Origin of the sequence: Carboxydocella thermautotrophica (assembly GCA_003054495.1) — a bacterium.
Classification (GTDB): domain Bacteria; phylum Bacillota.
Genome location: CP028514.1, coordinates 1024551 through 1040571, shown reverse-complemented (window position 1 = coordinate 1040571; position 16021 = coordinate 1024551). Strand labels below are relative to the sequence as shown.

Below are 16021 nucleotides of genomic sequence, written 5' to 3'. Positions count from 1 at the left end.
GTTACTCCCCCCGTAGTTTATACCAGATCAGAGTCAAGATCGCAATTTGTGTGGTGGCCAGGCCCCAAAGAGGAAAACGGGTAGCCAAATCGACAGGAGCCCTCAAGGCCTGTTGCCACCAGGGAAAGAGCCAGACAGCCAGCCCGGTACCAAGCAGAAAGGCGATAAAGGCCAGCCATTGCATGGCATAACCCTCCCCCATGCGCATCAGCATACCGGAAGCACAGCCTCCAGCTAACACCATACCAAGGCCGAACAAAAGGCCGCCAATCACCGTGCCCCATCCCCAGGGCTCCCAGTAACCGACAATCGTATGTCCGGTCGCTTGCCGCCATACCCTCACAATAGTAAATCCGATTGTAGTGACTAGCATCAGCAAAAATAGCGCACGGGCAGGTTGCTTAAAACCGAACAGAAAATAATCCCTGAGCATGCTGGCCATGCAAAACCGGCTGCGCTGCAGCGTAAAACCAAAAATGATTCCAAACAGCCAGGCACCGGCCAGGCCCCCGGCCTGACGGGATAAGTACCAGGCAACTGAAATCATCACCAGGAGGCCTAAACTGAATAAAAACCACTGTTTTCTCATTTCCTCACCTCATGAATATTATAACAGAAAAGCGCCCCCGCAGGGGCGCTTTTTGCTATTTAGCCGTAGGTTTAATTCCCCGGTTATTAAGTTCAGTTACGATATAGGGATAGAAAATATATCCCGCCCATAAGGGTTCTTTATCAATTGCCACAATGGGCAAGGGGGTCTGGTTATCTTTTACCAGTTTTTCCACTTCCGGATATTCATCCAATTCGTCATCATCGACATCGATATATTTCACAATCACCCGGTTGTCATAGAGACGACGGAAATCACGATCCAGCGAGTAAGCTATCTCCTCCGGAGATATGGATGGCCCTCAACCACCGGAAAAACAGGCACTGGCAATGCGGGACCCAAAAATTTGTATAACAGTTTGCTCTGCCATGGTTATCTCCTCCTTAAACTTCAACAATCACCTTTTGCAATTTTTCAGTCACCTGGGTAGCTACCTCAAGTAAACCTTCGTTGTTCATGATCCCCATCATAGTCATGGGGTTGATAGCCGATACCAGAATGCCATCATCTTCTTCTGCCACAATCACATTACAGGGCAACATCAGACCGATGGCAGGCTCCAGGGATAGAGCTTTATAAGCCATAGGCGGATTACATGCCCCCAGAATTTTATAATTCCTGTAGTCCACATCTAACTTTTTCTTGAGAGTTTCTTTAACATCTATTTCGGTAATCACACCAAAACCATTGTTCTGTAAAGCTGTTCTGACTTTTTCCTCTACCTGGCTGAACTCCCCTGAAACCTTTTTGCTGATCCCTAAATCAATCATCATATTTCCTCCTCGCTATGGCCAGCCCATGGGCTGGCGGTAATTTTTCCCAGCACAACAACTCCCAACCGCTACCTTCTACCAGCTCATAAATAGCCTGAATGGTTAGCCGTTCAGAAAGGGGCGGCCCCCATTCCATAGGCTGGGGCAACCACTCAACAATAGCCAGCCAACCAGCAGTAGTCATTACAGCAGCTAACTGCTGTAAAAATTCTACCGGTTTCTCTATCTCATGCAGTACATTGGCCAGGAAAACCCCATCAGCTGGCTGTGGGAGGAGCAGATTTACCCCATCTGTCTGTACATATTCCACATTGAGCAAGCCTGCCTGATCACATCTCTCACGGGTCGCTGCCAGCATTTCCGGAGCCACATCTACTGCAAGAACTTTTCCATTCAAACCAACCTGTCGGGCCAGTGGTTCAGTAAAATAACCACTGCCACAGCCAAAATCAACAATAACCTGACCTGGCAGCAGCGGAAGTTTGCTGATTACCAGTTCCGGGGGTAAAATTTGCCGTCGTACCGGACTATCCAGCTTGGCCATTTGTTTTGGGTCAAAGCGATGGGTCATGCTCTATCTCTCCCTTTTTAGCTCTTCCAGCCTTTCCTCCAGCTCTTCCAGTTCTTGTACCATGGCAGGACGCAGAGAATGGGCTGGCCAGCGCTTCTTAAGGTCAGCTATTCTGGCTTCCAGTTCCTTTATCTCCTGTTCAGCATTATTAGTTTTCATATAACCACCCCCTATTATGTAGGGCCGCTTAGAAAGAACGGCGGGTTTGAACCCGCCGCCTCCCTGCTGGAGAACCACCGGTTCTCCTGGTTTAACCTCAACTGAATCCGCCAAAACCGCAGGAAGAGGAAGAAGAACAGGAGCCGCTGCCGCCTTTAACAGCAAAGCCAAAACTACCAAACAGCTGTTTCACATGTCCGCCACATTCAGGACAGCGAACATTATCCTTTTCCTGCAGAGGAACCAGTTTGGTAAATTTATGTCCACATTCCAGGCATTGAAAATCATAGTTTGGCATAGGTATCACCTCCAACTCTTACTTTAATTATACTAATCATCTCTTTCGCCGTCAATAAATACCTATGCCCCGTATCTCACATTTGTGCCAATCTGGCTTCAATAGCTTTCACCAGCTCCCGCAAACGGTTAACTTCTTCCTCATATTTCCTTACAGTACCACCGGACACGTGGAGACCGGTTTGAGAAAGAACAAACATCCGTTCTTCTTCCACTTCTTCCAGTTCCTCTTTGGCTTTAGCCAGCCGCTCCAGCAGTTCCTCTTTGCTCAGTTTTTCCCATTCCATCTCCCATTACCTCCCATCTTGATTATGCTGTCTGGGGCTTACCCAGCCATTGCCGTTTTTCCGCCATTTTGCCATACCAGGCAGCTCCCTGCACCTGCAGGATAAAGGCCAGGGTTACAATCAGGGCTGCCTTGGGACCAAAGGTAGTCACTGCTAATCCCAGGGAAAGAGACAGATTGCGCATTACCGTCCCATAGACCAGGGCTACTGCATCATTGCGTTTTAATAAGAGTTTGCCCACTACTGTACTGAGGAAGAAATTCAACAGGTAAAAGACTGCCAGTACCGTTAGAGCCTGCCCAATCAGCCCGGGGTTTTCTACAATCATTTTTGCCTTCATGCTAATGGAAGAGAAAATGACAAACAGCATAGCCCACACGCTGGCGCTGGGGAAAATGGGTTTAATTTTTTGCTGAAATTCCTGCTGAGTGTATTTTTTCATCAGCCAGCGATAGGTGATATTCCCCAGTAACATAGGCAAAAATACTACTAAAGCTATTGTAATGAAAGTCTGCTGGACATTAACGGGAATAAGTTTGCCTACCATCACCAGCAAGTACCAGGGCGCCAGCAGGCTACCTAAAATCAAACTGATAGCAGTTATTTTCACCGCCGCCGCCACATTGCCTTTAAACAACATGGTCCAGGAAATGGTCATACCGCTGGTGGGCAACAGGGAAGCCAGCACCAGGCCGGCAAACAGCAGCGGTTCATTGGTGAGCAGGGTTTTGCCAAGTATATATGCGATACCGGGAATTACAATAAAGTTGAGCAGTAAACTGGTCACTAGCACCTGCCAGTGGGACAGGTCAAAAGCTTCTTTAATTTTAAAGCCGATCATGGTGGGATAGATCATTAACACCGTTGCCACCAGGATATATTTTTTCAAAAAGGAAGTATCCCACTGGTATCCTACCATAAACCCGATCAGTAAAACAATCGGTATAGCTAAAACCAGGTTTTTACCCGGCCAGTGGAAATTTTTTTTCAGCATAGTCATCATCCTTTCACTGATGGAAACTGGGTCAGATCGGTATGGGGCAGGAACAAAGCTGAAACATACTCGTCCATAAAGGTATTGCCGGCAGAAAGTTCAATATAGGTCATCATTTCTCCGATCTGCCGAGCACGATGCCAGGCAGAGACCGACAACAAGGCCAATTGCGCCCCTTTCAAGGAAGTATTGCCGACATAAGCATACTTATCTCGTTCCACATCGGGCAACAAGCCGATTTCTACCGCTTCCGGAATGCTGAGATAATGGCCAAAACCGCCGGCAATGAAGATACGGTCGATGGCCTCAAGCGGCAGGTCCACCGCCCTTAACAGGCTGCGCACTCCGGCATAAACGGCTCCTTTAGAGCGGATCAGGTTTTTGATATCGCTTTCAGTTATTACAATATCTTTGCCGCTGCCACTATCCTTGGCCCAGGCCAATACGTATTCCTTTTCTCCGTCCCGCTCTCTCAGCCGGTCAGTTTGGACCTGGTCGGTGAACTTGCCGGTACGGTCAATCAGACCGGCCCGGCGCAGCTGGCCCAGCAACTCGATTAAGCCTGATCCGCAAATGCCAATCGGTTTGGCATCCTGCACCGTCTTGTACTCAATTTCTCCGGTAGAGGAGTCAATTTTCACCCGTTCGATGGCCCCTTCCATGGCCCGCATGCCAAAGGTGATACCGCCCCCTTCGAAAGCCGGACCGGCGGAACAGGCACAGGTCACCAGCCAGTCCCGATTGCCCAGCACCATTTCTCCATTGGTGCCGATGTCAATAAAAAGCGTGATTTCCTCCGCATCAGTCAAACGGGTAGCCAGTACCCCGGCAGTAATATCTCCCCCGACATAGGAAGCGACCGATGGAATCAAATAGACCATGCCCCGGGGATGAATTTTAACGCCGATCTCAGCGGCATCTACTGCCGCCACGCTGGATATAGTTGGAATGTAGGGTTCCAGACGAATGTATTTGGGCGAAATGCCAAGAAACAATTGGGACATGGTAGTGTTGCCCGCTGCTACCAGACCATAGATATCTTCCCGATTGATCTGGGTTTCTTTTTCAATTTGCCGGATCAAATCATTAATCGTCTTGACAACTGCCTGCTGCAGTTCTGTTAGTCCGTCTTTGTTTTCCGTAGCGTGAATCATTCTACTGATCACATCATCGCCATACTGGGCCTGCAGGTTATATGTGCCAGCCCTGGCCACTGTTTGGCCGTTAGCCAGATTATGCAGGCTGACTACCACTGTAGTGGTGCCGATATCCACCGCTAAACCAAAGCGTTCCTTGCCGGGGTTGTTTGGTTCCACCGCTATTACCTGCCAGCCGCAATCAGTAAGGGACATGATTACATCCACTTTCCACATCGCAGTCCGCAGATCTTCCGGCAAACGCTGCAGTAAACGCAAGGGCAAATGTACCGGCTGATATCCCTGTACGGCCAGAGCCGCCAGCAAACGCTGGCTGTCTACGGTGATATCATCTAAGGTTGGGGGAGTTAAATCCAGAGTTACTGTACGCAGTAAAGGTTCAAAGGGAAAATCCCCCAGATCAGGCTGTTCCAATTCTCCAATGAGTACCTGATGCCGGCGCAAACGGGAATCAGCCGGCACTTCTACTGTCACATCACTGATTGCAAAAGCTTGACACCCCAGGACCATCCCCTGTTTCTGCTGGGCCGGTGAAAGATTGCGGGTACTGTCCACCCGCACCTCTCCTTCCTTTACCTGAACCAGACATTTGCCACAGGTCCCGGCCCCGCCACAGGTACTTTTAATACTGATTCCCGCCACCGCAGCTGCTTTCAGAAGACTGGTTCCCTGTTCCACTTCCACTGTTACCTGGTCGGGTAAAAATAACACCTTCACTTTGCTCATCCTCATTCCTCTCCCTTCTATACTCTCTTAAGCGCCTTCCTTTTTTCCCATTCCCATCAATTTGGCCATCCGCAAGGGATGCCGCCGCAAACAGTATTCTAGTGAGACTTTTCCGTTAAGCATACTGGGCAAGAGGTGGCGGTTTTCCTTGATCAGAAAAGCGGCCAGGTGTGCTACAATTCCAAAAGCCAGCATACCAGTACCGATATTATGCAATGTTGCCAGCCACCACACAGTATCAGGACTCAAGTCCACTCCCGGCATGTTTTTGTAGACCTTCAAGGCACCAGTAATAATGATCAGGGCAAAACTTATGGCCATATAGCCATAAGCAACTCTCTGTTCTGCCAGGTATTTGTCATGCTCCGGTTCCGGTTGCCCGGTTAACATACATTTGATGATATGAATGGATTCCTTTAAATCGCCTCGCCGGGGCAGGATATCGTATTCTTTGAGAATAATCATCAAAGCCAGATGATAGAAAGCTGCAAAAATCAATACCGCTGCCGCCCAGTAATGGATTTTCAAGGTCAGAGCAAAATTGGCCGACCATTGCAGACCAGGGATAGAAGCTATCCCATAGCGTTTTGCCATTGGCATCTGCATTATGCCACTAAAAAACAGAGTAAAGGTAGAAAGAGCCACCAGCCAGTGAATTATGCGCGTCGCCAGTTTGTGACGAATAACTTTTCCTTCCTCATGCAAAATAGCCATTTTACTTCCCCTCCCTGGTTAAGGTTTTGTAGGCGGTAATACCGGCCGCTACCAAACCGGCCACAGGAGCAATGGCTATACTGGTCATAGCCTCTTTCGGATCATCGGAAGCATTTTTCACTTTTACCGGCATTGCAGGTTTGCCGGGTTTTTCGGGATCGGCTACCCCTTGTTCAATCAGGGCTTTATTGATTTCTTCAAAAGGTACGGCAGATACATAGAAAGTGGAAGTACCTCCGTTTTCCTTTTCACCATAGATGTAACCGCCAATTTCTTCAGCCCGTTGATGAGCCAATTTCCGCATTTCTTCCTTGGGCCCGAAACTGATAGCTCCGTGCGGGCAGGCTTCCACGCAGGCAGGCTGTTTGCCTTCTTTCACCCGGTCCAGGCAAAGATCACACTTATACATGACCCCGCCTCCAATCAGACCGGGCAGTACTTTCATATAAATCCCCACTCCGCCTTGCCGCTGAGGAATATGCCAGGGACAAACAGCCTGACACTTGGCACCGCCAAAGCAACCATTTTCATCAATCACTACCGCTCCTTCAGGGGTTTTGTTATTGACACCGAAGGGGCAGAGATTAGCACAGGGCGGGTTATCGCAATGCATACAGCGCCGCGGAATGCTAATCTCTACATCCTGCCCTTGATGTTTAACTTTTACTTTTTGAATATAAGTCCAGTTATACGGAGTTAAACGATCTTTAATACTTCTCTTTTTGGACCAGTCCTCAAATTTTCCGGTCGGCCAGTTTACCGGAATAGGGCCTTTCGGCTCAGGGAATTTATGCTGGTTCGCATTCCGGCAGGCGTCTACACAAACACCGCAACCGGTGCATTTAGTCAAATCTATGACAGTGCCATAACCCTGTTCTCCGCTCGCAGCATTGGCCTGCTGGGGGCCCTGACTCAAAACCATGGCTCCCGCCACGCCGGCAGTCAGGCTTCTTTTCAGGAATTCTCGTCTCGATACTTTCACCAAAATCTACCTCCTTTTCGTTATACCCTTACTGGGTATATGTATTTGTCGTAGTTTATTATATTCAACTCTTTTATCTATGTCAATACTTTTTGTATTTGTGATGGAAATAATTAACGTCAAACAAAAAACAGGTGCCAGCGCACCTGTTTGCCATCAACCAAGGGGTTCCCCTTCACTCAATATATCCTTTACTATTTCCCGTAACACACTGCGGACAGCCGGGCTTTTCAATAATTCCGGCAAATTGGCTCGCAGCCAGCTGCGAATGCGGGTCTGTTGTTCCGGTTTGCTGATATATTCTTCCGCTATTTTGCTCAACTGCTGTCTACCTTCCGGACTGTTCAAATATTGCTCAATGGCTTCTGTGATTTCAGGCAATGAAGGCGTGGGAGCAGGAGTGGGGTGCGGACAGACTGGCTGCTGATTGGGTTGTTTGTAACAGCAATATAGCCAATAATAGGGCCAGTAAAACATAAAAATATACCTCCCGCAGGGTAGGAGTTTTAATTCATCTTATGCTCTACCCCTGCGAGAGGAACTACTAAATTTTATTTTTCCTTCAATTTTTCAGCAATATAGGCTCTCAGGTAATCCATATCTTTGCCTTTTTCCGCCATTACTTCCTTTAGATGCTCGCCGGTCTCCGCCTCGGATAACCCCAATTCCCTTGCTAACTGATTTTTATCCAGTCCGAAAGCCCGGGCAACGTCTTCCAGTGTCATCCACCCTTTAATCTGAGCCGGATCATTAATTTGTTCTATTTCGGCAGCAACCGGAGTAGACTGCCATATCCCTGTCACCTGTGTAATCAGGGGTGGCAGGAAAAAAGCCAATAACCCCAGCACCAGAAATAAACCCTTGCTCTTTATGGTCAGTGTCTCCGGTACAGGACAGGCATCTACACATTTCAGACAGCTGACACAGGATGAATCTGTTATTTTTTCCCGTTCAGTTATTTTTACCGCTGTCGGACAAACCCGATCACAGCGATGGCAACTAATACAGGTCTCAGCCTTACGACCGGGTCGTAATGAACCCAGTTTGTTAAATAATCCCACCAGACCGCCCAGGGGGCACAGATAGCGGCACCAAAAGCGTGATATGGCCATACTGCCAGCTATAAACAGGCCAATTACCAGCACAGGTATATAATCCTCAAACTTGAAGTGAAAGAAGGCTTTGTAGGGATCGTAACTTTCAAAAACCAGTTCATTTGCGTAGTAGGTAGCAACCACAATTATTACCAACATCAGGTAACGTCCATAACTGAAAATATGATCCAGGTTTCTCCCGAGTTCCAGCTGCCGCCCAAATATTTTTTTGCTTGCCCAGGCAAAGAAATCCTGTAATGCTCCCAGCGGACAGAGCCAGCCGCAAAAAAAGCTACCGGCCAGGAAAGCAGATAAAACCAGGCCACCAAATAAAATCAGATTTGACCAGTTGGTTTTTTCTATAAAGGTGCCGCTGACTGCCAGTGTTGCAGCTGTTTCCACCGCCCCAAAAGGGCAAAACGAATCAAGGGGGGCCGCTCCCTTTGGTCCACCTCCTACTAACTGGTGCCTAAGGCCCAGCCAGGCTGCCAAAACTACCATGCTCGTGAGAATCAGTCTGCGCCATAATTGTGTTTTCTGCATTCAAACCACCTCCACCAGAATATAAGGCAAAAACCGTGCCAAACAAAAAACCGCCAACAAAGGCGGTTTTAGTGGATTTAAATTGCAAAAATTGCACTATTTAATGCAATAATTTTGCATTTTATAGTATAAAGTCCTGAGGCTGATCCCTAATAAAGCCGCTGCCTTTTTCCTGTTACCCCCGGCCAGGACCAGTGCCCGTTCTATGGCCTTACGTTCTAACCGGTAAAGATTTACTTCACTTTCACCAGTTTCAGGCAGGACCGGCAAATCAAGATCAAAGGTTTCCTGACGCCCGTCCCAAAACAACATGGATCGTTCAGCCACATTCGCTAATTCCCGCACATTCCCCGGCCAGGAATATGCCAGCGCCCTGGCCTCTAATTCCTCATCAAATTCCGGCTTCGGCTTGCCCAGTTTGGCCGCCTGCCTGGCACAAAAATGCTGCAACAGAGGCAGAATATCCCCTTTCCGCTCCCTTAATGGTGGTATGGTGAGCTGAACCACATTCAAACGATAATACAAGTCGGCCCGAAAACGTCCAGCGGCTACTTCTTGCGCAAGATCCCGATTAGTGGCCGCCACCAGGCGCACATCAATCCTGATTTCCTTCACTCCTCCTACCGGCATTACAACCCGTTCCTGCAAAACCCGAAGCAGTTTGGCCTGCAACGATAAAGGCAATTCTCCGATTTCATCCAAAAACAGGGTTCCACCATCAGCCAGACGCAATAAACCGGGATAACTCTGCTGGGCACCGGTAAAAGCCCCTTTTTCATGCCCAAATAGCTGGCTTTCCAGTAAACTTTCCGTCAACGCCGCGCAGTTGACCGCCAGAAAGGGTTCATCCCTGCGTTGACTGAATGCATGTAAGAGGCGGGCCACTACTTCTTTGCCTGTTCCCGTTTCGCCAGTCAACAGAACGGTTGTGTCCACCTGGGCAACTACCTTGATTTTCTCTAAAAGATTCCTGCTCAAAGGGTCCACTCCTATAAACTCCGGAACCCCATCCCGGTATTTTTCCGCTTGCACCCGACGCAACAGTTTACGGCGTTCCAATGCTTTATTTAATACGGTCTGTAACTGCTCCGGACCAGACAGTGGTTTGGTCAGAAAGTCATCAGCTCCTGCCTGAATAGCCTGAACGGCAGTTTCAATTGTACCATAGGCCGTAATTACCAGAAGTGCACCGTCAAAACCCTGAGCTCGTAACTCCCGCACCACCTCAATACCGTTTTTATCCGGCAAACGCAAGTCGCAAAAAACAGCATCAAAATGTTGTTGCCGCCAGAGTGCAAAGGCTCTTTCTGCATTTTCTGCTGCTTCCGTTTCAAAGCCAAGCTTTTTTAACATCCCACCAAGCATCAAACGTACGGATTTCTCATCATCAATAACCAGTATCTTTTTCATCCTCCCACCTCCTCAGCTTGAGTGTAACCCGACCCCCGCCATTATAATTGGCCAGGATCAATTCGCCACCCATCAGCTCGGTTATTTTACGGGATAAAGCAAGGCCCAGCCCGTAACCGCCGGGTTTGTCCGATTCCATTAGTCCTTCCATTTGCAGTACTTTTTCGCCGAAACCCGGTCCGCGGTCAAAAATGTCTACCCACAACCAGTCTTTTTCTTCTCTAAATTTTACCACCAGCGCTTCCTCTTTTCTTCCCATGACCTGCCAGGCGTTCTGCAGCAGATTTAACAGGACATGACGCAAGGCTTCGCCGTTTGCTAATACCCTGGCCTCTTGCTTGTCCATTTCCACAATCAGGCGTTCCGGCCCGTACTTCCATGCCAGTTCCTCGAATATTTCCTTTATATAAATAGGCTCAACCGGCAAAATTCCGCTCCTGGTATAGGTCAGTAAAATAGCGGCAAACTCCTCAAGACGCCCGCTTTCTTCAACAATGCTCTGTAAATATTCCCTTTTTTCCGGATCAGACTCATCCATTAACAGCAGTTGTCCCAATCCTTTGACCGCAGCCACGGGATTTCGCACTTCATGGGCAATGCCCGCCATGAGCAAACCAATTTCAGCCAGTTTTTCTTTTTTTATATCCTCTTTTTCTTTTTGCAACAAATTCCAGGACATCAACACAAACCCCAGACTAATCCCCAGGCTGGCAATTAGCTGCCAGTAGGACACCCTGCGCAGGCTTTGGGCTGTAATAGGTTCAAACACAATCTGCAACCCTTTTACCCGCGGTCTGTGTTCGCCACTGTTTCCTTTCCCCTCGCCGTCAATCCCGGGCAAGTGAACAGGAACCCAGACCACAAGCCCCTGTTCACCTGGTTCCACATGGGGCAATTTCTCTAACTTTAATGGCCTGGGGTCAATACTGCCTGCTCGTGCCAGCGCCTTTAACTCCCGGTTATATACGACCAATCCGGCTATTTCCCGCTGGCCAACAATACTTAACAACACCTCATCGAGTTTAACTGGGCCGGATTGACGCAAGCGGTTTTCCACTTGCCAGGCCACTCCGGCTCCCCGTTCCAAATAAATAGACCGAATATGTTCCTCAGTTTGTGCAAATTGGCGCAAACCGAAGAAAAATAAAGTGGCAGCCATAATGGCGACCACCAGCAATAAATAACGTTGAACTTTCGTCATCATTTATCCCCCCAAAAGGGACATTGCCGTCCCAGACACTGGCGATTGCGGGAAAAATAACGACATTTCCAGTCAGCAGCCGCGGGCAGTTCCACCTGCAAAAAGCGGGCAATGGCTTCCCTCCCGGCTGCCAGGGCCAGCATGGTACAGCGTTTGCAACAACGGGGGCCGCCGGTATCCGCCATTTTCTCTAAAGCCATAGCAGTTGCCCGGTTCGCCCAGGACCACTCTTCCCTTTTCAACGGTGTCGCTCCTGTCAGCACGGAGACAGCAATGCCCACACCGACCCCGGCTCCACAAGCGCCAAAGTAGCCGCAATGTCCACCTGGTACCCTGCTACCCCGTTTGATAGCCTCTTTCACCAGGGCCTCCTTTTCCTCCAGGCCCAGTAAATTAGCCGTTACCGCTACCAGTACCGCTGGCACCAGGGCATGATGTTCCGGTCCATGCATAGCAACCGTGGGGTGTTGCATTAAAAATTCCGCCAGGACTTCAGGCACTGTTTCTGAGGATTTCAGAGTTGTTTCCCGGATCACCCCCAGGGCATCCAGGCCATGGCAACGGTTACAGAGATAGTGCCCGTTAGGACAAGTTATAGCATTCATTTCCTTTTCCCCACAGAAAACACAGGTCTGTTCAACTGTCTGGTCATTATATATCAAGGGCTGACCACAGACAAAACAGGCATCTCTTTGCACAGGTTATTTCCTCCTCTTTTTTTCATCCTGTTCCCTGGACCAGGGAACCTCACAGGCGCCCCCCGCTCAACCGCCGCCAGTACCGCTCTTGGGGAGCATCCATAAAATAAAGAGAACCAGCAAGATGCCCGGAATCAGTTCCAAAAATTTTTCCAAATCTACCCCTCCTTACGCCGACGACTGATGACAAAGCCGGCCGGGCTAGTGCTATTAGCTTCTTTTTCAAGAAAATAGGCCAGGTTTTGCAGTTCCAGGGTCAAATCGGCATAGGCAACCCTCACTGTAGGCGGCAATTGCAGGGCAATAGGAGCAAAGTTCAAAATCCCCCTCACCCCGGCCAGTACCAGTTTTTCAGCCGCCCGCTGGGCCTGATCCTTGGGAACCGCCAGTACCGCCAGCTCCACTCCCATGCCAGCAACTATCTCCTCCATCTTTTCCATGGGATAGATCGGAATTCCCTCTACCGATTGACCGATTTTCTCCGGATCAGTATCAAAATATGCCACCACCCGGTGATTATCCAGAAAATGCTGGTGATATTTGCCAATTCCTAGCCCCAGGTTGCCAGCGCCAACGATTACTAATGCTCGGGGTTTGTCCGCCCCCATCATTTTGCGGATGGAATGGCGCAACTGGCTGACATAGTAACCTACCCCTCGATGACCGAATTCCCCCAGATAGGACAAATCTTTCCGCACCAGCGTATCAGCAATGCCCAGGCGATCCCCTAGTTCCTTAGATGAAACAGTTAATACCCCCATTTCCTCCAGATAGCCCAGACAGCGGGCATAGAGATTGAGTCGTCGGACTACCAGTTCCGGAATCTCTTTATTTTTCATACCGCTCACCCTCCATTGTGAATAAAGGCGGGTGCAAGCACTCGCCTACCCCCTTAGGGTATATTATAGCAGATTGTACCGCTTCAATACAAGAGCCAGATCACAGAAACAGCGTAGCCAGACGGTTTACATTGCCGCCCAGGCTTTCTGTTTTTTCCGCCAGAATCTGCTGTTGGACTCTGTCCAAATTGAGTAAATCTTCCCGACAGTCTTTGCCTTTCAGGGCAAATTTGATCATACCAGGCATCATGCCATCATCCGGCTTAAAGGCATTTCCATACTGAATAGATGCAATTGTGATAAAAAGTACAATCCAGCGCATAATTAATACCGCCACAGTTTGGGCAATAATTTCTTTCACATTCGCGGCCTGCAGGTTTTCCTTTTTCAGAACCATAAAATTTGGGCCGCAGGTAATCACCCAGGATGGCGGCACAATCACTGCATTCCAGCACAGTGCTTCCCCCTTTACACCAACCGGATAGCCTGATAAGGGCAATTGGTAATACATTTGCCACAGCCTACACACATGGGATCGACAAAACGAAAATCGTCTTCATCTTCCCTTACAATAGCATAGGCCGGGCATTGTTCCGCGGGAGGGCAGCTCTGACAGTTTTTACAAATAGCAGGATCAAGAAAGGCCCTTTTTGTCGAAGACATCTTCTCCCTCCACCCTACCCTGATAGGGTATATTCTAATCAAATTATATTCTACAAGTTTTTCGCTGTCAATAAGAAAATTCATTCATCCAACCGTGATTTCCGATAGAGCTGAATGAAATTAAGAATAAAACGGATTTCTTTTTCTGTCATATGACAGATCTGGCGCAGGATAGCCTGCACATTTTCTTCCTGTAACAGTTCTCGCAATTGCGGGCTGAAGGTTGTGATAATTTCCTCCGGTTTCTCATTATCCATGACAAAATAACAGGGCGATACCCCCAGTACCTGGGCAATTCGCTCAATGGTGCGGAAAGAGGGCTGGACTTTTCCCTGTTCAATCTGGGCGATCATCCCAGCAGAAATCCCTGCCGCACCAGCCAGAGCCGCCTGGGTCAAGCCCTGTTCTTCCCGCAGCATGCGCACTTTCAGACCTAAAGCGGCATTTTCATTGAGAAGTGTAGGTACACTCACTTCCAGCACCTGGGCCAGACGCCGCATGGTACTCACTGCCGGTATTACTTTATCCTTTTCAACCTCGCTGATATAGGCCGGAGATAACCCCACCTTTAGCGCCAGTTCTGTTACCGTCCAGCCCTTATTCTTACGGGCCAGCCTTACCCGGTCCCCAAAAGTCAGGCCTTCATCATCCTGGGAAATGTCTACTATCTCCTCACGGGGTACATTCAAGGCACTGGCAATACGCCCCAGGGTTTTCAGTGAAGGCTTTTTCGCTCCCCGTTCTATTTCGCTCAAATAGGAAGGGGATAACCCGGCTTTTGCAGCAAAATCCACCAGGTTATAGCCGCGGGCTTCCCGTAATTCCCGAATTTTGTTGCCATTAATCTGCATCCTCTCTCCCACCCTTTTCGCCAACTTTATATATATTACGTAACTAGTTTACTACTGTTGCTGGTTGGCGTCAATAAAAAAGCTGCAGTTAAGCACTGCAGCTATCTTTCTTAACCTCTGGCTTTTTCCATCAGGTATTTCTCCGCCATGATACCGGCAATAGCTCCATCAGCAGCAGCTGTAATCACCTGGCGGAATTTTTTCACCCGTACATCCCCGGCAGCAAAAACTCCAGGCAGATTGGTCTCCATATCTTCATTGGCTTGAATATAACCCCATTCATTCATTTCTACCTGGCCTTTAAACCAGTGGGTCCGGGGCTGGGTGCCAATATAGACGAATACCCCATTGGCAGGAATATCAGTAAGCTCTCCAGTTTTTACATTTTCCACTGTAACTGAAGTGAGATGTCCTTCTCCGTTAACTTTCCGTACTTCTGAATCCCACACCACTTTAATCTGCGGGTGGTTAAGGGCCTCCTCCTGAGCAATTTTGGAAGCCTGGAAGTGATCAAACTGGTGCACAATAGTAACCTGTTTGGCAAAGCGGGTCAGAAATACCGCTTCTTCTACTGCTGAGTTTCCACCTCCGACAACAATTACATTATCCGCATCCTGATACATAGCCCCATCACAGGTAGCACAGTAGTGAACACCCCGGCCTCTGAATTCTTCTTCCCCTTCAGCCGGCAGTTTTCGCGGTTCCGCCCCGGTAGCGATAATCACTGTCTTGGCGTAATACTCGGTATCTTCTGTACGCACATATTTTCTTTCTCCAGTCAGATCCACCTGGAAAATCTCCTTGAGGTCATGAATTTCCACTCCAAAGGATTTGGCCTGGTTGACCATGTTTTGCATCAATTCGCTACCCCGCACCGTGCCAGGAGTACCGGGATAGTTGGCAATGTGGAAAGTGGTAGCCGCCTGGCCACCTGGCAATCCTTCGTCAACCAGCACAGTGTGCAGTTTGGCCCGGCCGGCATATATGGACGCTGAAAGTCCAGCAGGACCACCGCCCAGGATCAGAACATCACACTCTACCTTGGCCAAACCACCTTCCCTGACACGGGGCCCGGTGATTTCTTCCACAGCCAGACGCAATTGAGGTTTTGAGATATATCCCGTCAATCGCTTGCCTGCTTCTTCCCCGTTCTTGAAAAACAATACAGTCGGGCTGCCTTTCACTCCCAGCTGATTGGCCAGTTCCCGGTTGCCCTGGCGATAGATTTTCACAAATTTCATCATAGAACCATATTGTTCAGCGATCCGTTCATAACTGGGAGCCAGATAAGCACAGGGCGGACAATCTGTGGAATAAAAATCAACTGCTACCGGCAGTTCACTGTGCAATACCTCAGACTCAAATTCAGCTGCACTGATCTCTTTTACAAATTCACTCATTTTTCTTCCTCCTTATACCCCGTATAGGTATTTTCCTGACCTTATTCTACCA

General features: G+C 48.8%; 21 protein-coding genes. All 21 read right to left on the bottom strand.

What is annotated here, in order from left to right; genetic code table 11:
* Position 1: 1 nt before the first annotated feature.
* Positions 2-589: a YeeE/YedE thiosulfate transporter family protein gene (locus CTH_RS05210; RefSeq protein ID WP_078665085.1), complete on the bottom strand. Its 588-nt coding sequence runs from the start codon at positions 587-589 to the stop codon at positions 2-4.
* Positions 590-644: 55 nt separating this feature from the next.
* Positions 645-833, bottom strand: coding sequence for a hypothetical protein (locus CTH_RS05205; protein WP_078665086.1), 189 nt, complete (start codon positions 831-833; stop codon positions 645-647).
* A 160-nt stretch (positions 834-993) separates the two neighbouring features.
* Positions 994-1380, bottom strand: coding sequence for a DUF302 domain-containing protein (locus tag CTH_RS05200; protein ID WP_207656832.1), 387 nt, complete (start codon positions 1378-1380; stop codon positions 994-996).
* A complete protein-coding gene (locus tag CTH_RS05195) occupies positions 1373-1954 on the bottom strand; it encodes a class I SAM-dependent methyltransferase (RefSeq protein WP_078665087.1) in 582 nt (193 codons plus the stop codon). The genes CTH_RS05200 and CTH_RS05195 overlap by 8 nt, the downstream gene beginning before the upstream one ends.
* A 3-nt stretch (positions 1955-1957) precedes the next feature.
* The gene (locus CTH_RS05190) at positions 1958-2113 is read right to left on the bottom strand and encodes a histidine kinase (protein ID WP_078665088.1); all 156 of its coding nucleotides are present in this window, start codon (positions 2111-2113) and stop codon (positions 1958-1960) included.
* 97 nt (positions 2114-2210) lie between these two features.
* Positions 2211-2411 (bottom strand): FmdB family zinc ribbon protein, encoded by a 201-nt coding sequence (locus CTH_RS05185; protein ID WP_079906554.1) that lies wholly within the window; start codon positions 2409-2411, stop codon positions 2211-2213.
* A gap of 76 nt (positions 2412-2487) precedes the next feature.
* Positions 2488-2697 (bottom strand): hypothetical protein, encoded by a 210-nt coding sequence (locus CTH_RS05180; protein ID WP_078665090.1) that lies wholly within the window; start codon positions 2695-2697, stop codon positions 2488-2490.
* A 22-nt stretch (positions 2698-2719) separates the two neighbouring features.
* Positions 2720-3691: an arsenic resistance protein gene (locus tag CTH_RS05175; protein ID WP_174183021.1), complete on the bottom strand. Its 972-nt coding sequence runs from the start codon at positions 3689-3691 to the stop codon at positions 2720-2722.
* A gap of 5 nt (positions 3692-3696) precedes the next feature.
* Entirely contained in the window at positions 3697-5574 is a 1878-nt protein-coding gene (locus tag CTH_RS05170; RefSeq protein WP_078665091.1) for an ASKHA domain-containing protein, read from the bottom strand.
* A gap of 27 nt (positions 5575-5601) precedes the next feature.
* A complete protein-coding gene (locus CTH_RS05165; protein ID WP_079933090.1) occupies positions 5602-6288 on the bottom strand; it encodes a formate dehydrogenase subunit gamma in 687 nt (228 codons plus the stop codon).
* A gap of 1 nt (position 6289) precedes the next feature.
* Entirely contained in the window at positions 6290-7270 is a 981-nt protein-coding gene (locus CTH_RS05160; RefSeq protein ID WP_242947900.1) for a 4Fe-4S dicluster domain-containing protein, read from the bottom strand.
* Between the two features lie 156 nt (positions 7271-7426).
* Positions 7427-7747, bottom strand: coding sequence for a hypothetical protein (locus tag CTH_RS05155; RefSeq protein ID WP_078665094.1), 321 nt, complete (start codon positions 7745-7747; stop codon positions 7427-7429).
* Positions 7748-7821: 74 nt separating this feature from the next.
* Positions 7822-8907: a 4Fe-4S binding protein gene (locus tag CTH_RS05150; protein ID WP_078665095.1), complete on the bottom strand. Its 1086-nt coding sequence runs from the start codon at positions 8905-8907 to the stop codon at positions 7822-7824.
* 96 nt (positions 8908-9003) lie between these two features.
* Positions 9004-10317 carry a sigma-54-dependent transcriptional regulator gene (locus tag CTH_RS05145; protein ID WP_078665096.1) on the bottom strand — a complete coding sequence of 438 codons (1314 nt, stop codon included), beginning with the start codon at positions 10315-10317 and terminating at the stop codon, positions 9004-9006.
* A complete protein-coding gene (locus tag CTH_RS05140) occupies positions 10295-11518 on the bottom strand; it encodes an ATP-binding protein (protein ID WP_159073822.1) in 1224 nt (407 codons plus the stop codon). The genes CTH_RS05145 and CTH_RS05140 overlap by 23 nt, the downstream gene beginning before the upstream one ends.
* Positions 11518-12216 (bottom strand): DUF5714 domain-containing protein, encoded by a 699-nt coding sequence (locus CTH_RS05135; protein WP_078665098.1) that lies wholly within the window; start codon positions 12214-12216, stop codon positions 11518-11520. Before CTH_RS05135 ends, CTH_RS05140 begins: the two co-directional genes overlap by 1 nt.
* Positions 12217-12374: 158 nt before the next feature.
* Positions 12375-13055: a redox-sensing transcriptional repressor Rex gene (locus CTH_RS05130; RefSeq protein WP_078665099.1), complete on the bottom strand. Its 681-nt coding sequence runs from the start codon at positions 13053-13055 to the stop codon at positions 12375-12377.
* Between the two features lie 100 nt (positions 13056-13155).
* The gene (locus tag CTH_RS05125) at positions 13156-13416 is read right to left on the bottom strand and encodes a hypothetical protein (protein WP_159073821.1); all 261 of its coding nucleotides are present in this window, start codon (positions 13414-13416) and stop codon (positions 13156-13158) included.
* Between the two features lie 107 nt (positions 13417-13523).
* Positions 13524-13718, bottom strand: a complete 195-nt coding sequence (locus tag CTH_RS05120) for a 4Fe-4S dicluster domain-containing protein (protein WP_159071839.1) — start codon at positions 13716-13718, stop codon at positions 13524-13526.
* 80 nt (positions 13719-13798) lie between these two features.
* Entirely contained in the window at positions 13799-14569 is a 771-nt protein-coding gene (locus tag CTH_RS05115; RefSeq protein WP_078665102.1) for a helix-turn-helix domain-containing protein, read from the bottom strand.
* A gap of 110 nt (positions 14570-14679) precedes the next feature.
* Complete coding sequence (gene trxB, locus CTH_RS05110; protein WP_078665103.1) at positions 14680-15969, bottom strand: thioredoxin-disulfide reductase; 1290 nt, start codon at positions 15967-15969, stop codon at positions 14680-14682.
* Between the last annotated feature and the right edge of the window lie 52 nt (positions 15970-16021).